Here is a 26,723-nt window from a genome sequence, read left to right on the forward strand (position 1 = left end):
GGCCGGTCCCCGTATCAGGGGGGGGGGAGAGCGGAGAGGAAACCACACCAAAAAAAAAAAAAAAAAAAAAGAAACAACACACACCAAAGAACCCCCCCCCCCCTCCGGGGTTCCCGCTCCTGTGGTTCAGGTGGGACCGCGGTCAGGCGTTGGGGCGCTTCCCGTGGTTGGCCTTCTTCTTCTTGCGCGCTCGCTTCTTGTTGCCGCGCTTGGCCATGACGCCACTCCCTCAGTGTGCCGATATCGGGGCATTCCGGGCGTCGCCAGTCTACGGAGGCGCCGCCCGCCCCGCAGGGGCGCGCCACCGTACGGGTGAGCGTTCCCCCGAGCGGCCGAGCGTTCCCCGAGCGGCCCCGGCCCCGGCCCCGTGGGGCCTCAGCTCTCCGTGAGGGTGGCCAGCAGGGCGTCCGCGGCCGCGTACGGATCCAGCTCGCCCTGCGCGACCCGCGCCGCCAGGGCCCCCAGGTGGGCGTCGCCGTGTACGTCGGCCATCCGGGCCCGCAGCGAGGTCACGGCGATGGTCTCCACCTCGCGCGCGGCCCGGGCGGCGCGCCGCTCGGCCAGCACCCCGTGCTCGTCCATCCAGGCCCGGTGCTTCTCCAGCGCCTCGACCAGCTCGTCGACGCCCTGGGCGCGCGCCGCGACCGTCTTGACGATCGGCGGCCGCCAGTCGCCGGGCCCCCGCGCCTCGCCCAGGCCCAGCATGTGGTTCAGCTCCCGGGCGGTCGCGTCGGCGCCGTCCCGGTCGGCCTTGTTGACCACGTACACGTCGCCGATCTCCAGGATGCCCGCCTTCGCGGCCTGGATCCCGTCGCCCATGCCGGGGGCCAGCAGCACCACGGAGGTGTCGGCCTGGGAGGCGATCTCCACCTCCGACTGGCCGACGCCGACCGTCTCGACCAGGATCACGTCGCAGCCGGCCGCGTCCAGCACCCGGATCGCCTGCGGGGCCGCCCAGGCGAGGCCGCCCAGGTGGCCGCGGGTGGCCATCGACCGGATGTACACGCCCGGGTCGGAGGCGTGGTCCGACATGCGCACCCGGTCGCCCAGCAGCGCGCCGCCGGAGAACGGCGAGGACGGGTCGACGGCGAGCACGCCGACCCGCTTGCCCGCCCTGCGGTACGCCGACACCAGCGCCGAGGTGGAGGTGGACTTGCCGACGCCCGGCGAGCCCGTCAGGCCCACCACGTACGCCCCGCCCGTCAGCGGGGCCAGCGCCGCCATCACCTCGCGCAGCTGCGGGGACGCCCCCTCGACCAGCGAGATCAGCCGGGCCACCGCTCTGGGCCTGCCGTCACGCGCCTGGGCCACCAGCTGGGGGACGTCCACCGTCATGCGTGCTGCGCTCCTCGTTCTCGCCGCGGGTGCGGATGCGGGTGCGCCCGTACCCGGCACGCGGCGCCGGGTACGGGCAGGATGTAGCCGGGTTGGGACAGGTGTACTAGGCCTTGGGGACCCGGACGATCAGGGCGTCGCCCTGGCCGCCGCCGCCGCACAGCGCGGCCGCGCCGACGCCGCCGCCGCGGCGCGCCAGCTCCAGCGCCAGGTGCAGCACCACGCGGGCACCGGACATGCCGATCGGGTGGCCCAGGGCGATGGCGCCACCGTTGACGTTCACCTTTTCCGGGGTCACGCCGAGGTCCTTCATTGACTGCACGGCGACCGCCGCGAAGGCCTCGTTGATCTCGATGAGGTCCAGGTCGGCGACCTCCAGGCCCTCCTTCTTCAGGGCGTGCAGGATGGCGTTCGACGGCTGCGACTGCAGGGAGTTGTCCGGGCCGGCCACGTTGCCGTGGGCGCCGATCTCGGCGATCCACTCCAGGCCCAGCTCCTCGGCCTTGGCCTTGCTCATCACGACCACGGCGGCGGCGCCGTCGCTGATCTGCGAGGAGGTGCCGGCGGTGATCGTGCCGTCCTTGGCGAAGGCCGGGCGCAGCTTCCCCAGGGACTCCACCGTGGTCTCCGGGCGGATGCCCTCGTCCTGGGTGAACAGGACCGGGTCGCCCTTGCGCTGCGGGATCTCGACCGGGGTGATCTCGGCCTCGAAGACGCCGTTCTTCTGGGCGGCGGCGGCGCGCTGGTGGGAGCCCGCGGCGAACTCGTCCTGCGGGGCGCGCTCGATGCCGAGGCGGGTGTTGTGCTTCTCGGTGGACTCGCCCATGGCGATGTTCTCGAAGGCGTCGGTGAGGCCGTCGTACGCCATCGCGTCGAGCATGCCGATCGCGCCGTACTTGAAGCCCTCGCGGGACTTCGGCAGCAGGTGCGGGGCGTTGGTCATGGACTCCTGGCCGCCGGCGACCACGACGTCGAACTCCCCGGCGCGGATCAGCTGGTCGGCCAGCGCGATCGCGTCGAGGCCGGAGAGGCAGACCTTGTTGATCGTCAGGGCGGGCACGTTCATCGGGATGCCGGCCTTGACCGCGGCCTGGCGGGCCGGGATCTGGCCCGCGCCGGCCTGCAGCACCTGGCCCATGATCACGTACTGGACCTGGTCGCCGGCGATGCCGGCCCGCTCCAGGGCGGCCTTGATGGCGATCCCGCCGAGGTCGGCGCCCGAGAAGGACTTCAGCGAACCGAGCAGACGCCCCATGGGCGTGCGGGCCCCGGCGACGATCACGGACGTGGTGTTGTTCGTTCCGGACATGGAGCACAGCCCCTTGAGGATGAGGAGTGAACGAGGGTTTACCCGAATGTACTGAGCGGTACCCGTGTCGTCACCGGGCAGTGGGTGTGATCGCTGGCACGTTGCGTGACCGGCCTCCTCGGCGGTGCACTGGTCCCATGCTGACAAGAATCGACCACATCGGGATCGCCTGCTTCGACCTGGACAAGACCGTCGAGTTCTACCGTGCCACGTACGGGTTCGAGGTGTTCCACACCGAGGTCAACGAGGAGCAGGGCGTCCGCGAGGCCATGCTCAAGATCAACGGGACCTCCGACGGCGGCGCCTCCTACCTCCAGCTGCTGGAGCCCACCCGCGAGGACTCCGCGGTGGGCAAGTGGCTGGCCAAGAACGGCGAGGGCGTGCACCACATCGCCTTCGGCACCGAGGACGTCCACGGCGACTCCGAGGCCATCCGCGGCAAGGGCGTCCGCGTCCTGTACGACGAGCCCCGCCGCGGTTCGATGGGCTCCTCGATCACCTTCCTGCACCCCAAGGACTGCCACGGGGTCCTCACCGAGCTGGTCACCTCCGCCCCGCACGACGAGCACGAGGGCTGAGCCGACCCGGACCGGGTCGGGGGACGGCACACCACCGGCCGCGGTGTGCCGTCCGCGTAGGCACCGCACGTCTTTTCGATCACATGCCGACCGGTACGCGCCCTTGCCCGGTGGGCCCGCAGCGGCCGCCGGCGCCCCCGGGAGCACCGGCGGGACCGTGACCTGCACGGCCAACTGCGCGCCGGGGAAACCGGACGCGCTCCGGATGGACGCATTCGAACACCGCAAATCCACCCTCAAGGGGACGTCCTTCCCGATCCGGCCCGTCGGTCCCGGGAGCCGAGGAGGGACCTCACAGTCGGCCGGGTCCGGGATCAGTGGAAGCACGCACTGATGTCCCCATTCCCCGGCCGGTAGAGTGGCCGTGGCTCGGCCGGGGTTCGGTGCTTCAGACAGGGTCGGGGCCTGTGTCCCCTGCCCTGCTATCTGACACCATTCCCCCGGGGGCGCCGTTCAGCGGGCGGACGGTGCTCATTTGGGAGTGAGCTTGCGACCAGGGGACGGATGGGACCGCGCTGTGCGGGGCTACGAAAGCCAGGAGAGCCTTCAGACTGAAGCCGATCATCTCTCGCTCTTCGAAGCGGAGATGGAGCGGCTCAAGAAGGAGCGCGGAAAAGCCGTCCAGCACGCCGAGGACCTCGGCTACCAGGTCGAGGTCCTGCGCGCGAAGCTGCACGAGGTGCGGCGCGCGCTCGCGTCCCGCCCCGCGTACGACGGCGCGGACATGGGATACCAGGCGGAGCAGCTGCTGCGCAACGCCCAGATCCAGGCGGACCAGATGCGTTCGGACGCCGAGCGCGAACTGCGCGAGGCCCGGGCCCAGACCCAGCGCATCCTCCAGGAGCACGCCGAGCACCAGGCCCGGCTCCAGGCCGAGCTGCACACCGAGGCCGTCAACCGCCGCCAGCGGCTGGACCAGGAGCTCAACGAGCGCCGCCAGACCGTCGAGGCGCACGTCAACGAGAACGTCGCCTGGGCCGAACAGCTGCGCGCCCGTACGGAGTCCCAGGCCCGCCGGCTCATGGACGAGTCCCGCGCCGAGGCCGAGCAGTCCCTGAACGCCGCCCGTGCCGAGGCCGCCCGCGTCGCCGAGGAGACCCGCCGCCGTCTGGCCGCCGATGCCGAGGCCGCCCGTACCGAGGCCGAGGCGACGCTGCTGCGCGCCCGCAAGGAGGCCGAGCGGCTGCTGACCGCCGCCTCGACGCAGGCCCAGGAGGCCACCGACCACGCGGAGCGGCTGCGTTCGGCGACCACCGCCGAGGCGGAGCAGACCCGGCAGCAGACCCTGGACCTCGGCCGCGTCGCCGAACAGCGCGTCCAGGAGGCCGACGGGGCCCTGCGCGAGGCGCGCGCCGAGGCCGAGCGCGTGCTCGCCGAGGCCAAGGAGAGCGCCGCCCGGCAGCTCGCCTCGGCGGAGTCCGTCAACGAGCAGCGCACCCGCACCGCCAAGGAGCAGGTGGCCCGGCTGGTGGGCGAGGCCACCAAGGAGGCCGAGACCCTCAAGGCCGAGGCCGAGCACGTTCTCGCCGACGCCCGCGCCGAGGTCGAGCGCCAGCGCGCCGAGGCCGCGGAGCAGGCCCGCGCCGCGGCGGCCGAGGACACCGCCGCCCAGCTGGCGAAGGCGGCCCGCACGGCCGAGGAGATGCTGACCAGGGCCTCCGAGGACGCGCAGGCCACCACCCGCGCCGCGTCCGAGGAGGCCGAGCGGATCCGTCGCGAGGCCGAGGCGGAGGCCGAGCGGCTGGGCGCCCAGGCCGCGGCCGCCGCGGCGGAGCTCACGGGCGCCGCGAAGGACGACACCGAGGAGTACCGGGCCCGCACCGTCCAACTCCAGGAGGAGGCGCGGCGGCTGCGCGGCGAGGCGGAGCAGCTGCGTGCCGAGGCCGTGGCCGAGGGCGAGCGGATCCGCGGCGAGGCCCGCCGCGAGGCGGTCCAGCAGATCGAGGAGGCGGCGAAGACCGCCGAGGAACTGCTCGGCAAGGCCAAGGCGGACGCGGACGAGCTGCGCGCCGGGGCCACCGCCGAGAGCGAGCGGGTGCGCGCGGAGGCCGTGGAGCGGGCCACCACCCTGCGCCGGCAGGCCGAGGAGACCCTGGAGCGGACCCGCGCCGAGGCCGAACGGCTGCGCACCGAGGCCGAGGAGCAGGCCGAGGCGGTGCGCGCCGAGGCGGACGCGGCGGCCCGCACCCGACGCGAGGAGACCGAGCAGGCGCTGGCCGGCAAGCGTGCCGAGGCCGAGGCGGAGCTCACCCGTCTGCACACGGAGGCCGAGGACCGGCTGGCCACGGCCGAGCAGACGATGCGTGACGCCCGCGGTGCGGCGGAGGCCGTCCGCCGCGAGGCCGCGGAGGAGACCGACCGGCTGCGCGCCGAGGCGGCGGAACGCATCCGCAGCCTGCGGGAGCAGTCGGAGGCGGAGGCCGACCGGCTGCGCACCGAGGCGGCGGACGACGCCGGCCGGGCGCGGGCCGAGGCCGAGCAGGTGGCCGTACGGCTGCGCACCGAGGCGGAGACCGAGGCCGAACGGGTCCGTACGGAGGCCAAGGAGACCGCGGACCGGCTGCGCACCGAGGCGAAGGCCGCCGCCGAGCGGGTCGCCGAGGAGGCGGCCGAGGCACTGGCCGCCGCTCGGGAGGAGGCCTCCCGGCGCCGCCGCGAGGCCGAGGAGACGCTGGCGTCGGCGCGGACCGACGCGGACAGCGAGCGGGCGCAGGCCCGCGAGCAGAGCGAGGAGCTGCTGGCCGCGGCGCGCAAGCGCTCGGAGGAGGCGCAGGCCGAGGCGGCCCGCCTGACCGAGGAGGCGGAGCGGCGCGCGGCCGAGCTGGTGTCGGCGGCGGAGACCACCGCCCAGCAGGTCCGGGACTCCGTGTCCGGGCTGCGCGAGGAGGCCGAGGAGGAGATCGCCGGACTGCGCAGCGCCGCCGAGCACGCGGCGGAGCGCACCCGGACGGAGGCCGACGAGGAGGCCGCCCGCGTCCGCGCCGACGCCTACGAGGAGCGCGAGCGGGCGACCGCGGACGCGGACCGGATCCGCACCGAGGCGCGCACCGAGACCGATGCGGCGAAGGCGCTGGCCGAGCGGACGGTCGCGGACGCGATCGCCGAGGCGGAGCAGCTGCGCGCCGACACCGCCGACTACGCCCAGCGGGTGCGTACGGAGGCCACGGACGCGCTGGCCGCGGCGGAGCGCGACGCCGCCCGAACCCGGGCCGACGCCCGCGGCGACGCCAACCGGATCCGCGGCGAGGCCGGGGAGTCGCTGGAGGCGTCGCGCGCCGAGGGCGCGCAGATCGTCGCCGACGCGACGGCGGAGGCCGAGCGGATCACCGCGGAGACGCGCGCGGCCAACGAGGCCACGGTCACCGAGGCGACCGCGGAGGCGGAGCGCATCACGACCGAGGCCGAGGAGACGGCGGAGGCCACCCGCATCGAGGCCGCGGGCGTGCTGGACGAGGCGCGCGCCGAGGCCAACCGGCTGCGTACGGACGCCGCCGAGCAGGCGGACCGGCTCATCACCGAGGCCGCGTCCGAGGCGGAGCGCCTCACGGAGGAGACGCGCGCCGCGGCCGAGAAGACGCTCGACGAGGCGACGGCGAAGGCCGCCAAGCTCACCCGGCAGGCCGCCGACACCATGGCGGCGGCCGAGCGGGACGCGGCCCGCGTCCTGGTCGACGCGCGCAACGAGGGCGACCGCCTGGTCGACGAGGTGCGCGCGGCCAACGAGCTGACGGTCGGCGAGGCGGCCGAGGAAGCCGATCGGCTGTGCACCGAGGCGGCGCAGCTGCTGGACGAGGCCCGCGCGGAGGGCGGCCGGATCGTCGGTGACGCCACCGCGGAGGCGGACCGGGTCACGGCCGCTGCGGCCGAGACGCTGGAGAGCGCCGAGCGGGAGTCCGAGCAGACCCTGGACGAGGCGCGCGCCGAGGCCAACCGGCTGCGTACGGACGCCGCCGAGCAGGCGGACCGGCTCATCACGGAGGCCGCGGCCGAGGCGGACAAGCTCACGGCGCAGACCCGCCGGGACAACGAGCGCACGGTCGGCGAGGCCGCGGCGGAGGCCGAGCGCATGCGCGCGGAGGCCGCGGAGGCGCTGTCCTCGGCTCAGGAGCACGCGGCGCGCACCCGGTCGGAGGCCGACCGGGCCAAGGCGGACGCGGTCGCGGAGGCGGAGCGCACCCGCACGGAGACGCGCGAGGAGGCCGAGCGGCTGCTGGACGAGGCGCGCGAGGAGGCCGGCAAGCGGCGTACCGAGGCCGCGGAGCAGGTGGACCGGCTCATCACCGAGGCGGCCACCGAGGCGGACCAGCTCGCCGCGGACGCGCAGGCGCAGGCCGTGGCCGCGACGACGGCCGCGGAGGAGCAGGCCGACCAGATGGTCGACGCCGCCCGCAAGGAGGCGAAGCGGATCGTCGCGGAGGCCACCGTCGAGGGCAACTCCGCGGTGGAGAAGGCCCGTACGGACGCGGACGAGCTGTTGGTCGGCGCGCGTTCGGACGCCGCCGCCATAAGGGAGCGGGCGGAGGAGCTGCGCTCCCGGGTCGAGGCCGAGATCGAGGAGCTGCACGAGCGGGCCCGCCGCGAGACGGCCGAGCAGATGAAGTCGGCCGGCGAGCGCGTGGACAAGCTGGTGCGCGCGGCGACCGAGCAGAGCGAGGAGGCCGAGGCGAAGGCCAAGGCCCTGGTGTCGGACGCGAGCAGCGAGGCGAGCAAGGTGCGCATCGCGGCGGTCCGCAAGGCGGAGACGCTGCTGAAGGAAGCGGAGCAGAAGAAGGCGGAGCTGTCGAGGCTGGCGGAGGCCGCTCTGGCGGAGGCCAAGGAGGAGGCCGAGCGGATCGTCGAGGAGGGCCGGCGCGAGCTGGAGGTCCTGGTGCGCAGGCGGGAGGACATCCAGGCGGAGATTTCCCGTGTCCAGGACGTTCTTGAGGCGTTGGAATCATTCGAGGCGCCTTCGGGCGGAAAGCCTTCGATCGGCAGCCAGGGTTCGGGGGGCGTGAAGGCCGGTGCCGGCGCGGGTTCCACTCGATCGGGTGGCAAGTCGTCGGAGTAACCCACACGGGGACGGATTGTGTGCACCTGATGAAGGTTCAGGCGAACGAGTGACAAGCATTCTGCCGCCTTGCCACTCAAAAGGGGTGTCATTGTCCAGATCAAACTGGGATTGACTCGATGACACGCCGCTCGGGCGCCTAGGATTCCCCTTAACACCTCACGTAGCACCTCATCGGTCTCATCGACAGGAACCCCATGAGCGACACATCCTCCCCCTTCGGCTTCGAGCTCGTGCGGCGTGGTTATGACCGCGGTCAGGTGGACGACCGCATCACCAAGCTGGTCTCCGACCGCGACAGCGCCCTTGGACGAATCAGTGCCCTGGAGAAGCGGATCGAGGAGCTGCACCTCGAAACGCAGAACGCCCAGGCCCAGGTGAGCGAGGCGGAGCCCTCGTACGCGGGGCTCGGCGCCCGGGTCGAGAAGATCCTGCGGCTGGCGGAGGAGGAGGCCAAGGACCTGCGTGAGGAGGCCCGGCGCGCGGCCGAGCAGCACCGCGAGCTGGCCGAGTCGGCGGCCCAGCAGGTGCGCAACGACGCCGAGTCGTTCGCGGCCGACCGCAAGGCGAAGGCGGAGGACGAGGGCGTCCGCATCGTCGAGAAGGCGAAGGGGGACGCGGCGACCCTGCGCGCCGAGGCACAGAAGGACGCGGCCTCCAAGCGTGAGGAGGCCGACGCGCTGTTCGAGGAGACCCGCGCCAAGGCCGCCCAGGCCGCCGCGGACTTCGAGACCAACCTGGCCAAGCGCCGCGAGCAGTCCGAGCGCGATCTGGCCTCGCGTCAGGCCAAGGCGGAGAAGCGCCTCGCGGAGATCGAGCACCGGGCCGAGCAGCTGCGCCTGGAGGCCGAGAAGCTGCGCACGGACGCCGAGCGCCGGGCCCGCCAGACGGTGGAGACCGCGCAGCGCCAGGCCGAGGACATCGTGGCCGACGCCAATGCCAAGGCGGACCGCATCCGCAGCGAGTCGGAGCGCGAGCTGGCTGCGCTCACCAACCGCCGCGACTCGATCAACGCCCAGCTGACCAACGTCCGCGAGATGCTGGCGACGCTGACCGGTGCGGCCGTCGCCGCCGCCGGCTCCCCGCTGGACGACGAGCCGGTCTCCCGCGGCGTCCCGGCGCAGCAGAGCCGCTGAGCACGCCTCCGCTCGTACGGCCCTGCGCCATGGGGCCGGTCCTACCGCACCGCCCCTGCGTACGGGCGATTGACACGCCGTCTACTCGCCAGTAGCGAAACGTCATGCAAGAGGGCCCCTTGTCACCCCTTCGAGGTGGCGTGGGGCCCTCTGGCGTTCTAGCGTGAGCGGCATGATCGAGCTTGAGGCCCTTACCAAACGATTCGGCGCGAAGACCGCCGTCGACCACCTCAGCTTCCAGGTCACACCGGGGGTGGTGACCGGCTTCCTCGGCCCCAACGGGGCGGGCAAGTCGACCACCATGCGCATGATGCTCGACCTCGACAACCCGACGAGCGGGACGGTCAGGATCAATGGCAAGCACTACCGGGACCTGTCGGAGCCACTGAAGCACATCGGTGCGCTGTTGGACGCGAAGGCCATGCACGGCGGCCGCAGCGCGTACAACAACCTGCTCTGCCTTGCGGAGTCGAACCGGATCCCGAAGAGCCGCGTCGGCGAGGTCCTGGACCTCGTCGGACTGACGCCCGTGGCGAAGAAGAAGTCGAAAGGGTTTTCGCTCGGAATGGGCCAGCGGCTGGGAATCGCCGCCGCCCTGCTCGGCGACCCGGAAATCCTGATGTTCGACGAGCCCGTCAACGGCCTGGACCCGGAGGGAATTCTCTGGATCCGGAATCTGATGAAGGGGCTCGCCGCGGAGGGTAGGACGATCTTCGTCTCCTCCCACCTCATGAGCGAAATGTCGCTGACGGCGGACCATTTGATCGTCATCGGCCAGGGCAAGCTGCTGGCCGATATGTCGATGGCCGATTTCATTCACCGGAACTCCCGCAGCTTCGTCCGGCTGCGCTCGCCGCAGCAGGAGCAACTCAAGGACGTCCTGCACCAGGGCGGGATCGAGGCGGTCGCCGTCCCGGACTCCGGTGCGCTGGAGGTCGACGGGGTGCCCGCCGAGCAGCTCGGCGAACTGGCCGCCCAGCACGGCATCGTGCTGCACGAACTCAGCCCGCAGCGGGCTTCACTGGAGGAAGCGTTCATGCGCATGACGGCGGACTCGGTCGAGTACCACGCCCATGCCCCGGGCACCCCGGGGGCGGCACTGCCGGGCCCCGGCGCCGCCGCCGACAACCGGGTCCCCGCGGCCGACGCCCCCGCGTGGGGCGCCGGCTACGAGGCCGACCGCAAGGGCGGGCGGTGACATGTCCTTCCCCGCAGTCCTCCAGTCCGAGTGGACCAAGATCCGTACCGTCGCCTCGACCATCTGGACCCTGGCGTCCGCACTCGTGGTCACGGTCGGCATGAGCGCCCTGCTCTGCATGTTCCTCAACTCCACGTTCGAGGACATGCCCAAGGAGCAGCAGCTCACCTTCGACCCGACCATGGCCAGCTTCGCGGGCATGACCCTCGGCCAGGCCGCCGTCATCGTCTTCGGCGTCCTGGTCGTCGGCACCGAGTACAGCACCGGCATGATCCGGACCTCGCTCGCCGCCGTGCCGCGCCGCGGCAGCTTCCTGATCGGCAAGCTCACCGCGGCCACCGCCCTCGCCCTCGTCGTGGGCCTGCTCACCAGCTTCGTGTCCTTCTTCATCGGACAGGCCCTGCTGGGCGAGCACAGCATCGCCCTCGGCGAGCCGAACGTGCTGCGCGCCGTGGTCGGCGCCGGGCTCTACATGGCCGTGCTCGCCCTGTTCTCCATGGGCATGACCATGATCCTGCGCAGCTCGATGCTGGCCCTCGGCGTCCTGCTGCCGTTCTTCTTCCTCGTGTCGCCGATCCTGAGCTCCGTCGAGGCCACGCAGAAGGTCGCCGACTACTTCCCGAACGTGGCCGGCGGCGCGGTCATGCAGACGGTCCAGATCGCCCTGGACGGCAAGGAGCCGCCGTACGGCCCGTGGGGCGGCTTCGCGATCATGGTCGCGTGGGCGGTCGCCGCGGTCGTCGGGGGCTTCCTCGTGCTGAAGAACCGCGACGCCTGACGTCGCCGCGATGTGGGGTCCGTCTCAGGACGGACCCCGCCTCGGGGTCCGTCTCAGGGGGGACGTCCCCCGTACTACGGGTCTTCCCGGGGTCGGGCTCAGGGACAGCTCAGGGATCGGCCATGGGTGGAACCGCACGCTCCTCGATATCCTCTTAACCCTTAACTCGGACGAAAGCCGTCCACCGGGCAAGGGGCAGAGGAATGATCGAGGCAGTCGGGCTCACCAAGCGCTTCGGCGCGAAGACCGCGGTCGATCAGCTGTCCTTCCAGGTCAAGCCCGGTCACGTGACCGGATTCCTGGGCCCCAACGGCTCCGGCAAGTCCACCACCATGCGCATGATCCTCGGCCTGGACCGGCCCACGTCCGGCCACGTCACGATCAACGGCCACCCCTTCCGCGAGCTGCCGAACGCCCAGCGCCACGTCGGGGCCCTCCTCGACGCCAAGGCCGTGCACGGCGGCCGCCGGGCCCGCACCCACCTGCTCTCCATGGCCCAGCTGTCCGGCATCCCCGAGCGGCGGGTGGACGAGGTGCTGGCCGTGGTCGGCCTCCAGGACGTGGCCCGCCAGCGCACGAAGGGCTTCTCGCTCGGCATGGGCCAGCGGCTCGGCATCGCCACGGCCCTGCTCGGCGACCCCCAGGTGCTCCTCTTCGACGAGCCGGTCAACGGGCTCGACCCCGAGGGCATCCTCTGGGTGCGCAACCTCATGCGCCGGCTCGCCGCCGAGGGCCGCACCGTCTTCGTCTCCTCGCACCTGATGAGCGAGATGGCCCTGACCGCCGACCACCTCATCGTGATCGGCCGCGGCCGGCTCCTGGCTGACATGGGCACCCAGGAATTCATCGCGCACAACTCGGCCGGATTCGCGCGGGTCCGCGCGGCCGGCCCCGACCGGGATGGCCGGAACACGCTGGCAGCGGCCCTGACCAGGGCGGGCGGCCGGGTGCTCCAGGAGCCCGACGGGGCACTGCGGGTCACCGGGCTGGAGCTGCCGCGGATCTCCGACCTCGCGCACGAGGCCGGCGTACGGCTGTGGGAGCTGTCCCCGCACCTGGCCTCGCTGGAGGAGGCGTACATGCGGCTGACGCAGTCCACCGTCGAGTACACCTCCACCGAGGACCCGCGGGCGGAGCTGTGGGAGGCGGACCCGCTGGCCCTGCCCGTCTGGGAGGACGAACCCGCGGCGCCCGAGGTCCCGCAGAACGGTTTCTTCGCTGCCCCGCCGCCCGGTGCGGACGGCAGGCCCTTCCTGATGCCCGCCAGCCCCGGCGAACTCGCCGGCACCGCCAAGAACGCCCCCACGGACACCCGCAAGGACACCCGATGACCGGCCCCACGTCGACCGCGGACCAGCCGAAGGAACAGTCGCAGGGCTATGTCTCGCCGCTGCCCGCGCCCCGCCCGCACCTGGGCCACGCGATGGCTTCGGAGTGGACGAAGCTGGTCTCGGTGCGCGCCACCCTGTTCACGCTCGGCTCGCTCGTCGTGCTCGTCGTCGGCATCGGGCTGCTCGCCATCATCGAGATCCGCAACACCGGGGACACCCTCACACCGCCGACCGCGCCCGCCCTCTTCGGGCTGCTGATCGGCCAGGTCGCCGTGATGGCGCTCGGCGTGCTGACGATCACCTCCGAGTACGGGACCGGGCTGATCCGCACGACCTTCACCGCCGCGCCCGGCCGGGCCCGCGTGCTCACCGCGAAGTACCTCGTCTTCGCCGGGGTCGCCTTCAGCGCCGTCGCCGGCTCCGTCGCGGTCGTCGGGATCGCCTCCCTGATCCTGCGCAACGACGTCGCCGGACAGCACGGCGCCGGGGAGTGGCTCCACGCCCTGGCCGGCTGCGCGTACGTCACCCTCCTCGGGGTGCTCGGCCTCGCGGTCGGGGCAATGCTGAAGCACTCCGCCGGCGCCATCGCCGTGATGCTGGGGCTGATCACCATCCCGCCGGTGGCCGGGGGGATGCTCACCACCTGGGAGGGCCTGGCCCCGCTCGGCCGCACCATCCTGGAGTACAACGCCCCGGTCGCGCTGATGCAGCTGTTCGGGATGCCGAACGGGGTCGAGGACGCGCGGCTCCCGAGCGACCTGTCCCACGTCCTGCTGATCCTGCTGGTGACGGGCGCCTCGGTGGCCGGCTCGTACCTGCTCGTCGACCGCCGCGACGTGTAGGCCCGCTCACACCCGCGGGTCGTGCCCGGGGGCCAGGCCGTCTCTTTCGGATCTTGCCGGTTGAGCCCGCGTCGTCCGGTGCCGTGCATCGCAAGGCGGAGAGGCTCCCGATTACTGGACGTCCTCGGGTGCCTCGACAACGCGGCGAGGTGCGGTGCCGGGCGGCGCGTGTCTGGGGGCACCTCCCAGCGGTAGCTGGGGGAGCAAGACCCGGAAGAGAAGAGGCGGGCTAGTACTTGGGGGCGTTCCTGGACCGTTGCACCCGCGTGGTGCGGCGGTCCTTCGCGTTCCAGCACGCCTTGTGCCAGTGCCTGCGGTCGTCCACGCCGCCGTACTCCGGCCAGGCCACCAGGTGCGGGGTGCCGGAGGGGATCTCCTGGTCGCAGCCCGGGCAGCGGTAGCGCTTGCCCGCCGCGCTCGCGCCCGCGACGTGCCGGACCTTCCACTCCTCGCCGAGGTATTCCTCGGTGCGCTCCAGCCCGAACCGGTCGACTCCCGCCGGACCGGGGCCGGAGCCCTCCGCCGCACGGTCGGCTGACTTCCCGCCGCCCTTGGGGCGGTTGTGGCGCGGTGACACGTATACCTCACGAAGGAGCGGACGGCAGTGACTTTCTCCCAGACTACGCGCAGCGGGGGCGCCTCCACGCAGGGTGGCGGGGAGAGGCCGGAGAGGGACCGGGGACGGTCCGCCGCCGGGCGGGCGACTGGCCTGACTATCCCAATAACTTTCCGGTCAGGCCGTGCCTTTGGCACGTGTCAGACGTTGTTGCCATCAGATGCACCGGTCGCACCTGGGGGAGGCCGCGTCAGCCAACGAGGAGGCTAAGGCGATGCGCGTAGGAGCGTTTGTAGTGGCGGCCCAGTTCCCGGGCCAGGGTCAGGGGGAGACGCTGCACCGGGCGGTGCGCACGGCGGAGGTGTCGGAGGAGGCCGGGCTCGACGCGGTCTGGCTCGCCGAGCACCACTTCGTGCCGTACGGGGTGTGCCCCTCGGCGGTGACCCTGGCGGCCCTGCTGCTGGGCCGGACGAGGCGACTGCGGGTGGGCACGGCGGTCAGCGTGCTGCCGAACACGCACCCGGTGGCCCTCGGTGAGCAGGCCGCGCTGCTGCACCTCACCTCGGGCGGCCGGTTCACCCTCGGGGTGGGCCGGGGCGGTCCCTGGGTGGACCTGGAGGTCTTCGGCGCCGGCCTGCGCGCGCACGAGCACGGCTTCCCCGAGGACCTGGACCTACTCCGGCGCTGGCTGACCGAGCCGCGGGTGTCCGCCGTCGGCGAGCGGCACGTCTTCCGCGAGGTGTCCGTCGTACCGCGTCCGGCGGAGGCGCTGGACGGCGACGGATCAGGGCCGGAAGTGATCGTCGCCTGCACCTCCCCCGCGTCGGTCCGGCTGGCCGCGGAGCGGGGACTGCCGATGCTGCTGGGGATGCACTGCGGGGACGAGGACAAGGCGGAGATGGTCGCGCTCTACCGCCGTACGGCCGCCGCGGCCGGACACGACCCGCACGCCCCGCACGTGTCGGCGGGCGTGTGCCAGCTCGCGGACCGCACCGCGGACGCGCGCGAAACCCTGATGAAGGCGATGCCGGGCTGGCTGAAGCAGGGGCTGGAGGCGCACGTGACGGTGGACGGTCGGGCGCGCGCGATGCGGGATCCCGTCGCCTACACCGAGCTGCTGTGCGACCTGCATCCGGTGGGCACCCCGCGGCGGGCCGCGGACCGGCTGGCGGCGACGGCCGAGCGGACCGGCATCACGCGGTTCGCCCTGCTGGCGGAGGGCTCCGGCGACCTCGCCGCGACCGAGGAGAACGTCAGGCGCCTGGGTGCCGAGGTGCTGCCCCGCCTCGTCTGAGGCCTCCCCGCCAGGGCCCGCCCGGCGCGGGTCCTGGCTCCGGCCTGCCCCTGCCCCGCCCCCTTGCCTGGGCTGCCGCTCCGGTATCCGTGGCACCTCCCCCGATACGGAGCGGCAGCGAAAGTACGGTCGTGCGGGTCGGGCCGGGGCCTGTGGTGCCGTCCGCGGGCTAGCAGTCGCGGAGCTCCGGCGACTGGTTGAGCAGCTGCGCACGGACCGACGTGAACCGGGCGAGCCGGTCGTCCGCGGACGCGTCCAGGGGGAAGACCGCGACCCGGTGGCAGTTCTGGAAGGCCAGGCGCACCCCGAAGTGCCGCTGCAGCGCACCCCGTATCGCGTCACTCGCGAGCGCGCGCAGCAGCTGCCCGCGCGCGTGCTCGTCGGGCGGCGGCGTCTGGTTGTCGGCGAAGTCCCCGCCGTCCACCTTCAGCTGAGCCACGAGTGAGCTGATCATCTCCCAAGCGAAGGGCAGGGAGGTCCGGACGCAGTCGACGAAGGCGGCTTCGTCGACCTCGCCTCGCTCGGCCTGTTCGAGTAGGGCCGGTGAGACGTCGAGCGACATGGGTTCTCCTCTCGCGACCCCGACCCTCTGGGTAGCCGGAGTCTTACGGGCAGGGAAGGAGATCGGCGACGCAGCGTGCACGCTCGACGACCTCCCGCTTCCACGGTAGGCGCCCGCTGGGTGCCGCACCAGGAGAATGCGCATACAACGCGCCATCGGCGAACGGGGCTTTCGGGGGCGAATCGCGTGGAGGCGGGTCGGTCGAGTAGCGTTGCCGACCATGCGTCTCGTCATTGCCCGCTGCTCCGTCGACTACGCGGGCCGGCTCACCGCCCATCTGCCCTCGGCACCCCGTCTGATCCTCGTGAAGGCTGACGGCAGTGTCTCCATCCACGCGGACGACCGGGCGTACAAACCGCTCAACTGGATGTCGCCCCCGTGCACCCTCAAGGAGGGGACCGGGGACGAGGCCGGCGTCTGGACCGTGGTCAACAAGGCGGGCGAGAAGCTCATCATCACCATGGAGGAAGTCCTCCACGACTCCTCCCACGAGCTGGGCGTCGACCCCGGCCTCATCAAGGACGGAGTCGAGGCGCACCTCCAGGAGCTGCTGGCCGACCGCATCGAGACGCTGGGCGAGGGCTACAGCCTGATCCGCCGCGAGTACATGACGGCGATCGGTCCGGTCGACATCCTGTGCCGGGACGCCGACGGGGCGACGGTGGCGGTCGAGATCAAGCGCCGCGGTGAGATCGACGGCGTCGAGCAGCTGACCCGCTACCTGGAGCTGCTCAACCGCGATCCGCACCTGGCCCCGGTCCGCGGTGTGTTCGCGGCCCAGGAGATCAAGCCGCAGGCGCGCGTGCTGGCCACGGACCGCGGCATGGAGTGCGTGGTGCTGGACTACGACGCCCTGCGCGGCATCGAGGACGACAAGCTCCGGCTGTTCTAGCCGGCTCCCGCCGGGCCGGCCGCAGGGCGGGCCGGCGTGGCGCGGCCGCCCCGGCGCATCGGCAGCAGCCGCGCGGCCGCCGGCTTCGGGTGGCCGTCAGGGCGTGGCCGGGGCTGTTCCGGCCGGGCCGGTCCCGGCCGTGGCCGGCCCCGTCCCGGTGGTCGTGCTGACCGTCGGGGTCGGGGCCGCCGACTGCGACGGGGACGGCGTGGCGCTCGGGCTCGGCGCCTGGGACGTGCCCGTGGGCTTCGGCGACGAGGGCGTCTGCTGCGAGGGCACCGCCGAGGAGGGCCGGCGCGAGGGAGCGGCGGAACCCGATGCGGTCGGGGCCGCGCTCTGGCCGGGCCGGGCGGGCCCGGTCTCGGCAGCGTCGGGGGCCGAGGAGCCCGGCTCCGGCGCAGAATCGTTCCCTCCCGAACCCGTCGTGCCCGTCGTGCCCGTCGTGCCCGGCTCCGCGGGCGCGGGGGTCGACTGGGTCACCGGGTCGCTGCCCGGCTCCTGCTCATCGGACGGGGTCATGGCCAGACCCACCACCGTGCCCAGCACCACGGCGGCCAGGACTCCGGCCGCCGCGAGCAGCACCGGCTTGCGGCGCTGCCGGGCCGGGCGCGCCACGGGGCGCGGCGGTATGAGCGGCGGCGGGACCGGGCGCGTCGGCGTGGTCGGCTTCGGGTCGAGAGGGAAGGCCTCCGCGTACACCTCCGACAGGCTGCTCGGCGCCACGGACCGGCGGATCACCGGCACCGCGGTGGTCGCGGCCCCGGTCGCGGGCAGGGCGGCGGTGGCGGCCTCCGACGCGGGCAGCACCGCGGTCTCCGCCTCCGACGCCGGCGGCACCGCACCGGGCCGGGCGGCGGCCGGGGAACCGGCCGGGGACCCCGACCGGGCTGCGGCGGGCGGACCCGAAGGCCTGGCCGGGACCGCGGACGCAGCCGCGGACGCCGACAGGGAGGGGAACGGGGACGGGGACGGGGACGCCGACGGCGCGGCCGGCCGCGTGGGAGCGGGCGTCGGCCGTTCGGGAGCCGCTGGCGCGGGCGCCGACCGTGCCGGCGCCGGCAGCGCGGCCGTGGGCGCGTCGGCCGGGGCCGCCAGCCGCAGCGGCGGCGAGACCGCCACGCCCGCCGCCTCGCGGTCGGTGACCAGGGCCAGCGCCCGCCGGCCCGCGACGGTGCCGCGCTTGTCCGCGAGGGCGCCCTTCAGCCCGATCGAGGCCTCCAGCTCGGCCCGCGCCCGGTCCAGCCGCCCCTCGCACAGGGCGAGCACGCCCAGCTCGTGGTGGAAGTACGCCTGCTCGGCGACCTCCCCCGCCTTCCGCGCGGCCTCGGCGCCCGCGCGCAGCACCCGCTCCCAGGCCTCCCAGTGCCGCGACGCCGCGAACGCGGGCGCCGCGCTGCGGGCCAGCAGGACGGCGGCCACCACGTCGGCGCCGCCCAGGGCCGCCAGCACCGCGTCCGCCTCGGCCGCGACCCGCGCCGGGGTCACCGAGGAGTGCCCGGTCCACCAGGCGTAGTGCCGGGCCGCCGTACGGGCCTCCTCCGCGGCGGTGTCCCCGTACCCGGCCTCCTCCAGCTGCCGGGCGACCCCGGCGGCCAGCCGGTACCGCGGCCCGACCGGGGTGATCAGACCGCTGGCCAGCAGTTCGGCGACGGCCGCGTCGGCGTGGGTGTCCCCCACCAGCGCCGGCAGGTGGGCGTGGTGCGGGAGTTCCCCGCCGAGCGCGCAGGCGATCCGCAGGGCGGCCCGGGCGGACTCGCTGGCCCGGGAGGCGAGCAGCTCGGCCGGGGCCGCGCCCTCGGCGAGCGTCGGCAGCGGCACGGGGGCGGCGTCGCGGGGCCGCTCCTCGAAGACGCCGGGTTCCTCGTCCTCGTCCCCGGTCCGGCCCCGGTTGAGCTCGTCGCGGCGGCGCAGCAGGGCGGCGGCCTGGACGAAGCGCAGCGGCAGGCCCTCGGAGGCGAAGCGCAGGTCCTCCGCCCAGGCGGCCTCGGCCTCGGTGAGCGGCCGGCCGACGCCCGCTTCGAGCAGCCCGAGGCAGTCGGCGCGGTTCAGGCCGCCGAGGAAGACCTCTTCCAGGTGCAGTTCGTCGGCGGGGGCGGTGTCGGGGGCGGCGGCGAGCAGGTAGGCGCACTCGGGGGTGGCCCGCAGCAGCTCGTCCAGTGCGCTGCCGCCCATCTCCAGGTCGTCGAGGATCACGATGGCCCCGATGTCCCGTACGCGGGCGAGGAGTTCGTCCCGTTCGGGCCGCTCCTCGGAGGCCCGGTACACGGTCGCGTGGAGGGCGTGGAGCAGTTCGCCGGGCTGCTGGTGCCCGTACCCGGAGAGCCGGACGACGCCGTCGGGGGCCAGCCCGGCGCAGTCGGCGGCGACGGCGTCGAGCAGGGCGGTGCGTCCGGAGCCGGCCGGTCCGGTGAGCCGTACGGAGCGGCCGCGGCCCAGCAGCCGCACGAGGCGCTCCCGTTCCTCCCCGCGCGCGAGGAGCGGCGCCGGGTCGGCGGCGCGGCCGGGCAGCACCGGCGGGCGCCCGGCGGCGTCCTGTTCGCGGCGGTCGGCCGCGTCCCGGCGGGCGGGGCGGCCGACTGCGGCGCCGGGCCGAAGGGGCTGGATCTCGCTGCCGTCGACGGGGTTGACGGTGAGGGTGTACTCGCCCGCGGTGAGGGTGGTGATCCGGGCCACGGGGGTGGACGCCGTGTGCGGTCCGGAGCCCGCCGCGGCGCGCTCCACCGGTTCGGCCTGCCCCTGCGTGCGGTCCATGACCAAGTCCCCCGATCGCGCCCTGTGCTCTTGCCGTACTGCCGCCGGCCTTCGCACATTCCGCTGTTGCTACGGGTCCGGTGTCCGATCGACCCTAGACGGTGCTCGGCGGTACACGGAACCGCAGGGGTGCCTTATCCGCCGGACCGTTACGTTTCCGCAGGAGGAAACGGCCGGCGGGGACCGTCAGACCCTGGGCAGGGATTCCGCTTCCAGGCCGCCCTCGATGGCGAGGATCCGGTGGAGGCGGGTGGCGACGAGCAGCCGCTGCATCTGCGGCGGCACACCGCGCAGGACGAGCCGGCGGCCCGTGCGGCCGGCCCGCCGGTGGGCCCCCATGATCACGCCGAGGCCGGTCGCGTCCCAGGAGTCGAGTCCGGTGAGGTCGAGGACGAGGTCGCCGCGGCCGTCGTCGAGGGCGGTGTGCAGGGCCGCACGGGCGTCCGCCGCGCTGCGCACGTCGAGGCGGCCCCCGACAGCGAGTTCGGCGTGGTCGCCCCTGATGTGCATATGCGCTCCCGGCAGTCCTTGCGTACGTATGGTCCGGCGGTCCGTGGTCGGCAACTCTCACTGGAACTGACTGCCGCATGGGCGGTGAAGTTGCCGACCGTGAGCGAACCGATACCTAAATCACTCGCGAGGCGGAGTGATCGAACTGGTGCTCAGTGGCGCCCGGTCCCGGAGGCGTCCCCGCCTCCCGGGGCTCAGTGCTTGTAGAAGCCCTGTCCGGTCTTGCGGCCGAAGTCCCCGGCGTCCACCATGCGGCGCATCAGCTCCGGCGGCGCGAACTTCTCGTCCTGGGACTCGGTGTAGATGTTGCTGGTGGCGTGCAGCAGGATGTCGACGCCGGTCAGGTCGGCGGTGGCCAGCGGGCCCATCGCGTGACCGAAGCCGAGCTTGCAGGCGATGTCGATGTCCTCGGCGGACGCGACGCCCGATTCGTACAGCTTCGCGGCCTCGACGACCAGGGCCGAGATCAGACGGGTCGTCACGAAGCCGGCGACGTCGCGGTTGACGACGATGCAGGTCTTGCCGACGGACTCGGCGAACGCACGGGTGGCGGCGAGGGTCTCGTCGCTGGTCTTGTAGCCGCGGACGAGCTCGCACAGCTGCATCATCGGGACGGGCGAGAAGAAGTGCGCGCCGACGACCCGCTCCGGACGCTCCGTCACCGCCGCGATCTTGGTGATCGGGATGGCGGAGGTGTTGGAGGCGAGGATCGTGTCCTCGCGGACGAGCTTGTCCAGCGTCCGGAAGATGTCGTGCTTGACGTCCAGCTTCTCGAAGACGGCCTCGACGACGATGTCGACGTCGGCGACCGCTTCGAGGTCCGTGGTCGTGGTGATGCGGGCGAGCGCGGCCTCGGCGTCCTCCGCCGTCATCTTGCCCTTGGAGACGAACTTGTCGTACGAGGCCTTTATGCCGTCGGTGCCGCGGGTCAGCGCCGCGTCGGTGACGTCACGCAGGACCACGTCCCACCCCGCCTGAGCGGAGACCTGAGCGATTCCGGAACCCATCAGCCCCGCACCGATGACGGCGAGCTTCCCAGCCACTGCACACCCCTCGTTCTTCAAACGGCCAGTCTCGTAGCCTCTCGGCCGGAGACTAGCGGGAGTCAGGGGCGGAGTGACCGTGAAGTAACACGCGTCACGTCTCAGATGACGGACATCACACCGGGACGGCCCACCGCTCCGCGCCCTCCGCCGAGTTCGCTTTCCGCCCGCCCGCCGCGCTCATTACGCTGGCCGCATGGTGAACCTCACGCGCATCTACACCCGCACCGGCGACAAGGGCACGACGGCCCTCGGCGACATGAGCAGGACCGCCAAGACGGACCTGCGGATCTCCGCGTACGCCGACGCGAACGAGGCCAACGCGGCCCTCGGCACGGCGATCGCCCTCGGCGGCCTCCCCGAGGACGTCGTGAAGGTCCTCGTCCGGGTGCAGAACGACCTGTTCGACGTCGGCGCGGACCTGTGCACACCGGTCGTGGAGGACCCGGAGTACCCGCCGCTGCGCATCGAGCAGGCGTACGTGGACAAGCTGGAGGCGGACTGCGACCGCTTCAACGCCGATCTGGAGAAGCTGCGCAGCTTCATCCTGCCCGGCGGCACCCCCGGCGCGGCGCTGCTGCACCAGGCGTGCACCGTGGTCCGCCGCGCCGAGCGCTCCACCTGGGCGGCGCTGGAGGCGCACGGCGAGATCATGAACCCGCTGACCGCCACCTACCTCAACCGCCTTTCCGACCTCCTGTTCATCCTGGCCCGTACGGCCAACAAGGAGGTCGGGGACGTGCTGTGGGTGCCGGGCGGCGAGCGCGGCTGACGCCCCCGCCCAGCACCTAGCTCCCGTCCTTCACCAGGGGGGAGTCCGGGGCCCCGGCCGCCGCCGGGGCCTTGCGGGGCCAGATCGTGTACGTGGCCGCCACGACCGCGTGGATGCCGACGGCCCGCAGCACGGCGAACTGGCAGGCCTCCAGCCCGGACGTGTCCGCCGTCCCGCCCGCGTACCAGATCGCGCCCTGCAGCAGCGCGGCGGCGACCGCGGCGCTGGCCAGGGTCCGCAGCCACAGCTTCCACTCGTGCACGGCGCGTTCCTTGCCGTACCCGGCGCCGGCGGGCTTCGGCCCGCCGGCGAAGCGGTACGCCGCGTGCCGGTCGAGCCACTTCACGGTGTAGTGGCCGTAGCCGACGGTGTAGCCGATGTAGACGGCGGCCAGGCCGTGCCGCCAGCTCGGCTCGCCGCCGTTCCTCAGGTCCAGCGTGGTGGCGACGAGCAGCGTCAGCTCCAGCAGCGGCTCGCCCAGCAGCACCGCCGCCCCCAACCGGGGCATCCGCGCGAGGTAGCGCAGCGCGAGTCCGCCGGCCAGCAGCACCCAGAAGCCGACCTCGCAGGCAATGACCAGGGTGACGAGCACGGTTCTCTCCTTCCGGCCGGTGGTCCGGCGACGTCGGCGCCGGCTCCTTGACGGCTGGATCCAGCCTCCCGTCCGTTCCGCGCCGATACGTCGTCGTCGGTGACGAAACGTGACTGCATCCTTCGGTGTACTGCGAGCGGCACCGATGTCCGCCCTGACGTCGAGGCCCGGCCCGGCCCCACCGTGTTGGATGGGACCGTGAACGACTCCGCGCCCGCGCCCGCCGCCGCGCCCGCCGCCGCACGTCGCCGGATCCCGCCTCCCCACCGCGACGACGTGATCATCGCGGTGGTCGGCGTACTGGGCGGCCTGCTGCTGTGGTCGCTCGGCGTCCGCAACACGGGCAGCCGGCAGTTCTTCCCCGACTGGGCGGCCCTCGTCCCCCTGCTGGTCATCGGGCCGACGGTGCTGCTGCGGCGCAGCGTCCACGCCGTCACCCTGCCCGTCGGCGTCGCGGCGACCGTCGCCGACCAGTTCACGGTCGGCAACCTGGCCACCGTCGTCCTCTTCACGGACCTGATGTACGCGGCCGTCGTCTACGGGAAACCGTCCACGGCCCGGCGGCTCCCGATCAGCACCGGCCTGGTCACCGTCGTCGTCACGCTCGTCTCCCTGGCCTTCCTGCCCGCGCCCCACGCCCTGCTGATCGGGGTGCTCACGGGCATCGTCGGCTTCGGCCCGGCCCTCACGGGCGCTACGCTGCGCAACCACCGGGAGGCCGCGATCGCCGCCCGGCTGCGGGCCGAGCAGACCGCACTGTTGGCCGAAATGGACCGCACGCAGGCCGTGGCCGCGGAGCGCGCCCGGATGGCCCGGGAACTGCACGACATGGTGGCCAACCACCTGTCGGCGATCGCCATCCACTCCACCGCGGCGCTGTCGATCGACTCCCCCGCCACCAGCCGCGAGGCCCTCGGGGTGATCCGGGAGAACAGCGTGCAGGGGCTGGCCGAGATGCGCAGGCTGATCGGCCTGCTGCGGACCGCGGGCGCCGAGCAGGAGGCGGTCGCCACCCCGTCGCTGGACGGGCTCGACGCCCTCTTGGAGCAGGCCCGCACCAACGGCGGGGCGAGCGGGCTGGCGTTCGCCCTGGACGACGCCCGGCAGCCGGACGGCGAACCGCTGCCGGCCCCGGTGGAACTGGCCGCGTACCGGATCGTCCAGGAATCGCTGACCAATGCCCTCAAGCACGCCGCGCCGGGCACGGTCCGGGTGCGCGTGGCCCGTTCCGACGCGGCCCTGACCGTGGAGGTGGAGTCCCCGTACGGTGAGCAGCCGGGCCCCCGCGCCCCCGGCTCGGGGGCGGGGCTGGTCGGCATGCGGGAGCGGACGGAACTGCTGGGCGGGGAGTTCACGGCGGGCCGGCAGGGCCCGGTCTGGCAGGTGCGGGCGGTGCTGCCCGCCGAGGAGAAGGCGGTGACGGCGTGACCATCCGGGTCGTGGTGGCCGAGGACCAGAGCGCGGTGCGGGCGGGGCTGGTGCTGATCCTGCGCAGCGCGGGGGACATCGAGGTCGTGGGTGAGGCGGCGGACGGCGAGGCGGCGGTGCGCCTGGCCCGGGAGCTGCGGCCGGACCTCGTGCTCATGGACGTGCAGATGCCGCGGCTCGACGGGGTGTCGGCGACGGGCCGGGTGGTGGCGGAGGGCCTGGCGGACGTGCTGGTGCTTACCACGTTCGACCTCGACGAGTACGTGTTCGGGGCGCTGCGCGCGGGCGCGGCGGGCTTCCTGCTGAAGAACGTGGACGCCGCCGAGCTGATCGCGGGGGTGCGCACGGTGGCGCGCGGCGAGGGGCTGATCGCCCCGGCGGTGACCCGGCGGCTGATCGCCGAGTTCGCGGCCCCGCGGGCGGTGCGGCCCGCCCTGGCGCCGCAGACGGCCGAGGCGGTGGCGTCACTGACGCGGCGGGAGCGGGAGGTGCTCGACTGCCTGGGCGAGGGGCTGTCGAACGCGGAGATCGCGGCCCGGCTGGAGATGGCGGAGGCGACGGTCAAGACGCACGTGAGCAGGCTGCTGGGGAAGCTGGGGCTGCGCAGCCGGGTGCAGGCGGCCGTACTGGCGCAGGAGTTGGGCCCGTAGGGCGCCGCTCCGGCCCCAACTCCCGTGAGGTCTGGACCTCTTGACGCTTGGTCCAGACCTTTCTACGCTCGCGGCAACTGTGGTGAGCGTGCCGTCGGCGTGCTCACGGGCGGCGCAGGTCCCACCCCCATGTCGCGGTCGGCCCCACGGCCCCGACGGACCTACGGAGGAGCACCCTTGAGCACAGCACCCCCACCCCGCACCCGTCTGTTCAGAAGGCTCGCCGCGGCCGTGGCCGCGCTCGCCCTGCCCGTCGCCGGACTGGTGGCGCTGGCCGGACCGGCCCAGGCCGCCGGATCCGCGACGGCGACGTACACCAAGGTCTCCGACTGGGGATCCGGCTTCGAGGGCAGGTGGACGGTCAAGAACACCGGGACCACGGCCATCAGCTCCTGGGCCGTCGAGTGGGACTTCCCCGCCGGCACCCGGGTGGCCTCCGCCTGGGACGCCACCGTCACCAGCTCCGGCAACCACTGGACCGGCAAGAACGTCGGCTGGAACGGCACCCTCGCCCCGGGCGCCAGCATCAGCTTCGGCTTCAACGGCACCGGCTCCGGCGCCCCCACCGGCTGCAAGGTCAACGGCGGATCCTGCGACGGCGGGCCCTCAGAACCCGGCGACAACCCGCCTTCGGCCCCCGGCACCCCCACCGCCGGCACGGTCACCGAGACCTCGGTGGCCCTGACCTGGGCCGCGGCCACCGACGACAAGGGCGTCAAGGACTACGACCTCTACCGCGGGGCCACGAAGATCGCCACGGTCACCGGGACCTCGTACACCGACACCGGCCTGACCAAGGGCACCACGTACGCGTACTCCGTGACCGCCCGCGACACCGCCGGCCAGACCGGGCCCTCCTCCACCACCCTGACCGTCACCACCCCCGGCGGCACCGAACCGCCCGACCCCGGCGACAGGGTCAAGCTCGGCTACTTCACCAACTGGGGCGTCTACGGACGCAACTACCACGTGAAGAACCTGGTCACCTCCGGCACCGCCGCGAAGATCACGCACATCAACTACGCCTTCGGCAACGTCCAGGGCGGCAAGTGCACCATCGGCGACGCCTACGCGGACTACGACAAGGCCTACACCGCCGACCAGAGCGTCGACGGCAAGGCCGACACCTGGGACCAGCCGCTGCGCGGCAACTTCAACCAGCTGCGCAAGCTCAAGGCCCAGTACCCGCACATCAAGGTCGTGTGGTCCTTCGGCGGCTGGACCTGGTCCGGCGGCTTCGGCCAGGCCGCGGCCAACCCGGCCGCCTTCGCCCAGTCCTGCTACGACCTGGTCGAGGACCCGCGCTGGGCCGACGTCTTCGACGGCATCGACCTGGACTGGGAGTACCCGAACGCCTGCGGCCTGAGCTGCGACACCTCGGGCGCGGCCGCCTTCAAGAACATGATGCAGGCCATGAAGGCGAAGTTCGGCGCGAACAACCTGGTCACCGCGGCCATCACCGCCGACGCCTCGGACGGCGGCAAGATCGACAAGGCGGACTACGCGGGCGCCGCACAGTACGCCGACTTCTACAACGTGATGACGTACGACTTCTTCGGCGCCTGGGCCGCCCAGGGCCCGACCGCCCCGCACTCCCCGCTCACCTCCTACGCCGGCATCCCGCAAGCCGGGTTCAACTCCGCCGACGCCATCGCCAAGCTCAAGGCCAAGGGCGTCCCCGGCAGCAAGCTCAACCTCGGCATCGGCTTCTACGGCCGCGGCTGGACCGGCGTCACCCAGGCGACCCCCGGCGGCACCGCCACCGGCCCGGCGCAGGGCACGTACGAGCAGGGCATCGAGGACTACAAGGTGCTGAAGAGCAGCTGCCCGGCCACCGGCACGATCGCCGGCACGGCCTACGCCAAGTGCGGCAGCAACTGGTGGAGCTACGACACCCCCGCCACCATCGCCGGGAAGACGGCCTGGGCCAGGCAACAGGGGCTCAGGGGCGCCTTCTACTGGGAGTTCAGCGGCGACACCGCGAACGGTGAACTCGCCGCCGCCGTCCACGCCGGTCTTCAGTGACCCCCACGCACTGACCCGGCACACGACGAAGCCGGGGAGACAGGATCCGCCCCCTGTCTCCCCGGCTTCCGCACGTTCGACCCCCACCCGACGG

Annotated in this window: 22 protein-coding genes; 13 read left to right on the forward strand and 9 right to left on the reverse strand. The window is 73.3% G+C overall.

Annotation, left to right across the window (positions count from 1 at the left end; all coding sequences use genetic code 11):
• Nucleotides 1-142 precede the first annotated feature (142 nt).
• From ACZ4VL_RS30075 to ACZ4VL_RS30085, 3 genes are all read right to left on the reverse strand, one after another.
• Nucleotides 143-217: a 50S ribosomal protein bL37 gene (locus ACZ4VL_RS30075; protein ID WP_099895366.1), complete on the reverse strand. Its 75-nt coding sequence runs from the start codon at nt 215-217 to the stop codon at nt 143-145.
• Between the two features lie 158 nt (nt 218-375).
• Nucleotides 376-1,335 (reverse strand): methylmalonyl Co-A mutase-associated GTPase MeaB, encoded by a 960-nt coding sequence (gene meaB, locus ACZ4VL_RS30080; RefSeq protein ID WP_468206116.1) that lies wholly within the window; start codon nt 1,333-1,335, stop codon nt 376-378.
• 106 nt (nt 1,336-1,441) lie between these two features.
• Nucleotides 1,442-2,644, reverse strand: coding sequence for an acetyl-CoA C-acetyltransferase (locus ACZ4VL_RS30085; protein ID WP_468206118.1), 1,203 nt, complete (start codon nt 2,642-2,644; stop codon nt 1,442-1,444).
• Between the two features lie 137 nt (nt 2,645-2,781).
• On the opposite strand from ACZ4VL_RS30085, the gene mce reads away from it, so the two are divergent.
• From mce to ACZ4VL_RS30120, 7 genes are all read left to right on the forward strand, one after another.
• Nucleotides 2,782-3,222 (forward strand): methylmalonyl-CoA epimerase, encoded by a 441-nt coding sequence (mce, locus tag ACZ4VL_RS30090; protein ID WP_361088849.1) that lies wholly within the window; start codon nt 2,782-2,784, stop codon nt 3,220-3,222.
• A 517-nt stretch (nt 3,223-3,739) separates the two neighbouring features.
• Complete coding sequence (gene scy, locus ACZ4VL_RS30095; RefSeq protein WP_468206122.1) at nt 3,740-8,269, forward strand: polarized growth protein Scy; 4,530 nt, start codon at nt 3,740-3,742, stop codon at nt 8,267-8,269.
• 197 nt (nt 8,270-8,466) lie between these two features.
• Nucleotides 8,467-9,405: a cellulose-binding protein gene (locus ACZ4VL_RS30100; protein WP_468206124.1), complete on the forward strand. Its 939-nt coding sequence runs from the start codon at nt 8,467-8,469 to the stop codon at nt 9,403-9,405.
• 172 nt (nt 9,406-9,577) lie between these two features.
• Entirely contained in the window at nt 9,578-10,603 is a 1,026-nt protein-coding gene (locus tag ACZ4VL_RS30105; protein WP_468206126.1) for an ABC transporter ATP-binding protein, read from the forward strand.
• A 1-nt stretch (nt 10,604) separates the two neighbouring features.
• Nucleotides 10,605-11,381 carry an ABC-2 transporter permease gene (locus tag ACZ4VL_RS30110; RefSeq protein WP_468206129.1) on the forward strand — a complete coding sequence of 259 codons (777 nt, stop codon included), beginning with the start codon at nt 10,605-10,607 and terminating at the stop codon, nt 11,379-11,381.
• Nucleotides 11,382-11,584: 203 nt separating this feature from the next.
• Nucleotides 11,585-12,712 carry an ABC transporter ATP-binding protein gene (locus ACZ4VL_RS30115; RefSeq protein ID WP_468206132.1) on the forward strand — a complete coding sequence of 376 codons (1,128 nt, stop codon included), beginning with the start codon at nt 11,585-11,587 and terminating at the stop codon, nt 12,710-12,712.
• Nucleotides 12,709-13,554: an ABC transporter permease gene (locus ACZ4VL_RS30120; RefSeq protein ID WP_468206135.1), complete on the forward strand. Its 846-nt coding sequence runs from the start codon at nt 12,709-12,711 to the stop codon at nt 13,552-13,554. Before ACZ4VL_RS30115 ends, ACZ4VL_RS30120 begins: the two co-directional genes overlap by 4 nt.
• A gap of 229 nt (nt 13,555-13,783) precedes the next feature.
• On the opposite strand, the gene ACZ4VL_RS30125 is transcribed toward ACZ4VL_RS30120, so the two are convergent.
• Entirely contained in the window at nt 13,784-14,131 is a 348-nt protein-coding gene (locus tag ACZ4VL_RS30125) for an ATP/GTP-binding protein (RefSeq protein WP_468206137.1), read from the reverse strand.
• A 253-nt stretch (nt 14,132-14,384) separates the two neighbouring features.
• On the opposite strand from ACZ4VL_RS30125, the gene ACZ4VL_RS30130 reads away from it, so the two are divergent.
• Nucleotides 14,385-15,404 carry an LLM class flavin-dependent oxidoreductase gene (locus ACZ4VL_RS30130; RefSeq protein WP_468206139.1) on the forward strand — a complete coding sequence of 340 codons (1,020 nt, stop codon included), beginning with the start codon at nt 14,385-14,387 and terminating at the stop codon, nt 15,402-15,404.
• Nucleotides 15,405-15,573: 169 nt separating this feature from the next.
• Here the strand turns inward: ACZ4VL_RS30130 and ACZ4VL_RS30135 are convergent, their stop codons facing one another.
• Nucleotides 15,574-15,966 (reverse strand): SCO5389 family protein, encoded by a 393-nt coding sequence (locus ACZ4VL_RS30135; protein WP_360635747.1) that lies wholly within the window; start codon nt 15,964-15,966, stop codon nt 15,574-15,576.
• 220 nt (nt 15,967-16,186) lie between these two features.
• On the opposite strand from ACZ4VL_RS30135, the gene nucS reads away from it, so the two are divergent.
• Nucleotides 16,187-16,858 carry an endonuclease NucS gene (gene nucS / locus ACZ4VL_RS30140; RefSeq protein ID WP_361088867.1) on the forward strand — a complete coding sequence of 224 codons (672 nt, stop codon included), beginning with the start codon at nt 16,187-16,189 and terminating at the stop codon, nt 16,856-16,858.
• 96 nt (nt 16,859-16,954) lie between these two features.
• Here nucS and ACZ4VL_RS30145 read toward each other — a convergent pair whose 3' ends face one another.
• From ACZ4VL_RS30145 to ACZ4VL_RS30155, 3 genes are all read right to left on the reverse strand, one after another.
• Nucleotides 16,955-19,609 (reverse strand): ATP-binding protein, encoded by a 2,655-nt coding sequence (locus tag ACZ4VL_RS30145; protein ID WP_468206143.1) that lies wholly within the window; start codon nt 19,607-19,609, stop codon nt 16,955-16,957.
• 186 nt (nt 19,610-19,795) lie between these two features.
• On the reverse strand, nt 19,796-20,119 hold the full coding sequence (locus ACZ4VL_RS30150) for an STAS domain-containing protein (RefSeq protein WP_361088871.1): 324 nt from the start codon (nt 20,117-20,119) through the stop codon (nt 19,796-19,798).
• Nucleotides 20,120-20,313: 194 nt separating this feature from the next.
• Nucleotides 20,314-21,162, reverse strand: a complete 849-nt coding sequence (locus ACZ4VL_RS30155; protein WP_468206145.1) for a 3-hydroxyacyl-CoA dehydrogenase family protein — start codon at nt 21,160-21,162, stop codon at nt 20,314-20,316.
• A gap of 196 nt (nt 21,163-21,358) precedes the next feature.
• Here ACZ4VL_RS30155 and ACZ4VL_RS30160 point away from each other — a divergent pair, with 196 nt between their 5' ends.
• Nucleotides 21,359-21,934, forward strand: coding sequence for a cob(I)yrinic acid a,c-diamide adenosyltransferase (locus ACZ4VL_RS30160; RefSeq protein WP_468206148.1), 576 nt, complete (start codon nt 21,359-21,361; stop codon nt 21,932-21,934).
• A 16-nt stretch (nt 21,935-21,950) separates the two neighbouring features.
• Here ACZ4VL_RS30160 and ACZ4VL_RS30165 read toward each other — a convergent pair whose 3' ends face one another.
• Nucleotides 21,951-22,526, reverse strand: a complete 576-nt coding sequence (locus ACZ4VL_RS30165) for a hypothetical protein (RefSeq protein WP_468206150.1) — start codon at nt 22,524-22,526, stop codon at nt 21,951-21,953.
• A gap of 198 nt (nt 22,527-22,724) precedes the next feature.
• On the opposite strand from ACZ4VL_RS30165, the gene ACZ4VL_RS30170 reads away from it, so the two are divergent.
• The 3 genes from ACZ4VL_RS30170 (at nt 22,725) to ACZ4VL_RS30180 (ending at nt 26,629) form a co-directional block, all read left to right on the forward strand.
• Nucleotides 22,725-23,954: a sensor histidine kinase gene (locus ACZ4VL_RS30170; RefSeq protein WP_468206153.1), complete on the forward strand. Its 1,230-nt coding sequence runs from the start codon at nt 22,725-22,727 to the stop codon at nt 23,952-23,954.
• Nucleotides 23,951-24,604 (forward strand): response regulator, encoded by a 654-nt coding sequence (locus ACZ4VL_RS30175; RefSeq protein WP_468206156.1) that lies wholly within the window; start codon nt 23,951-23,953, stop codon nt 24,602-24,604. The genes ACZ4VL_RS30170 and ACZ4VL_RS30175 overlap by 4 nt, the downstream gene beginning before the upstream one ends.
• A 129-nt stretch (nt 24,605-24,733) precedes the next feature.
• Nucleotides 24,734-26,629 (forward strand): glycosyl hydrolase family 18 protein, encoded by a 1,896-nt coding sequence (locus tag ACZ4VL_RS30180; RefSeq protein WP_468206159.1) that lies wholly within the window; start codon nt 24,734-24,736, stop codon nt 26,627-26,629.
• Nucleotides 26,630-26,723: the final 94 nt, after the last annotated feature.

This window comes from Streptomyces sp. NPDC029014 (genome assembly GCF_055564695.1).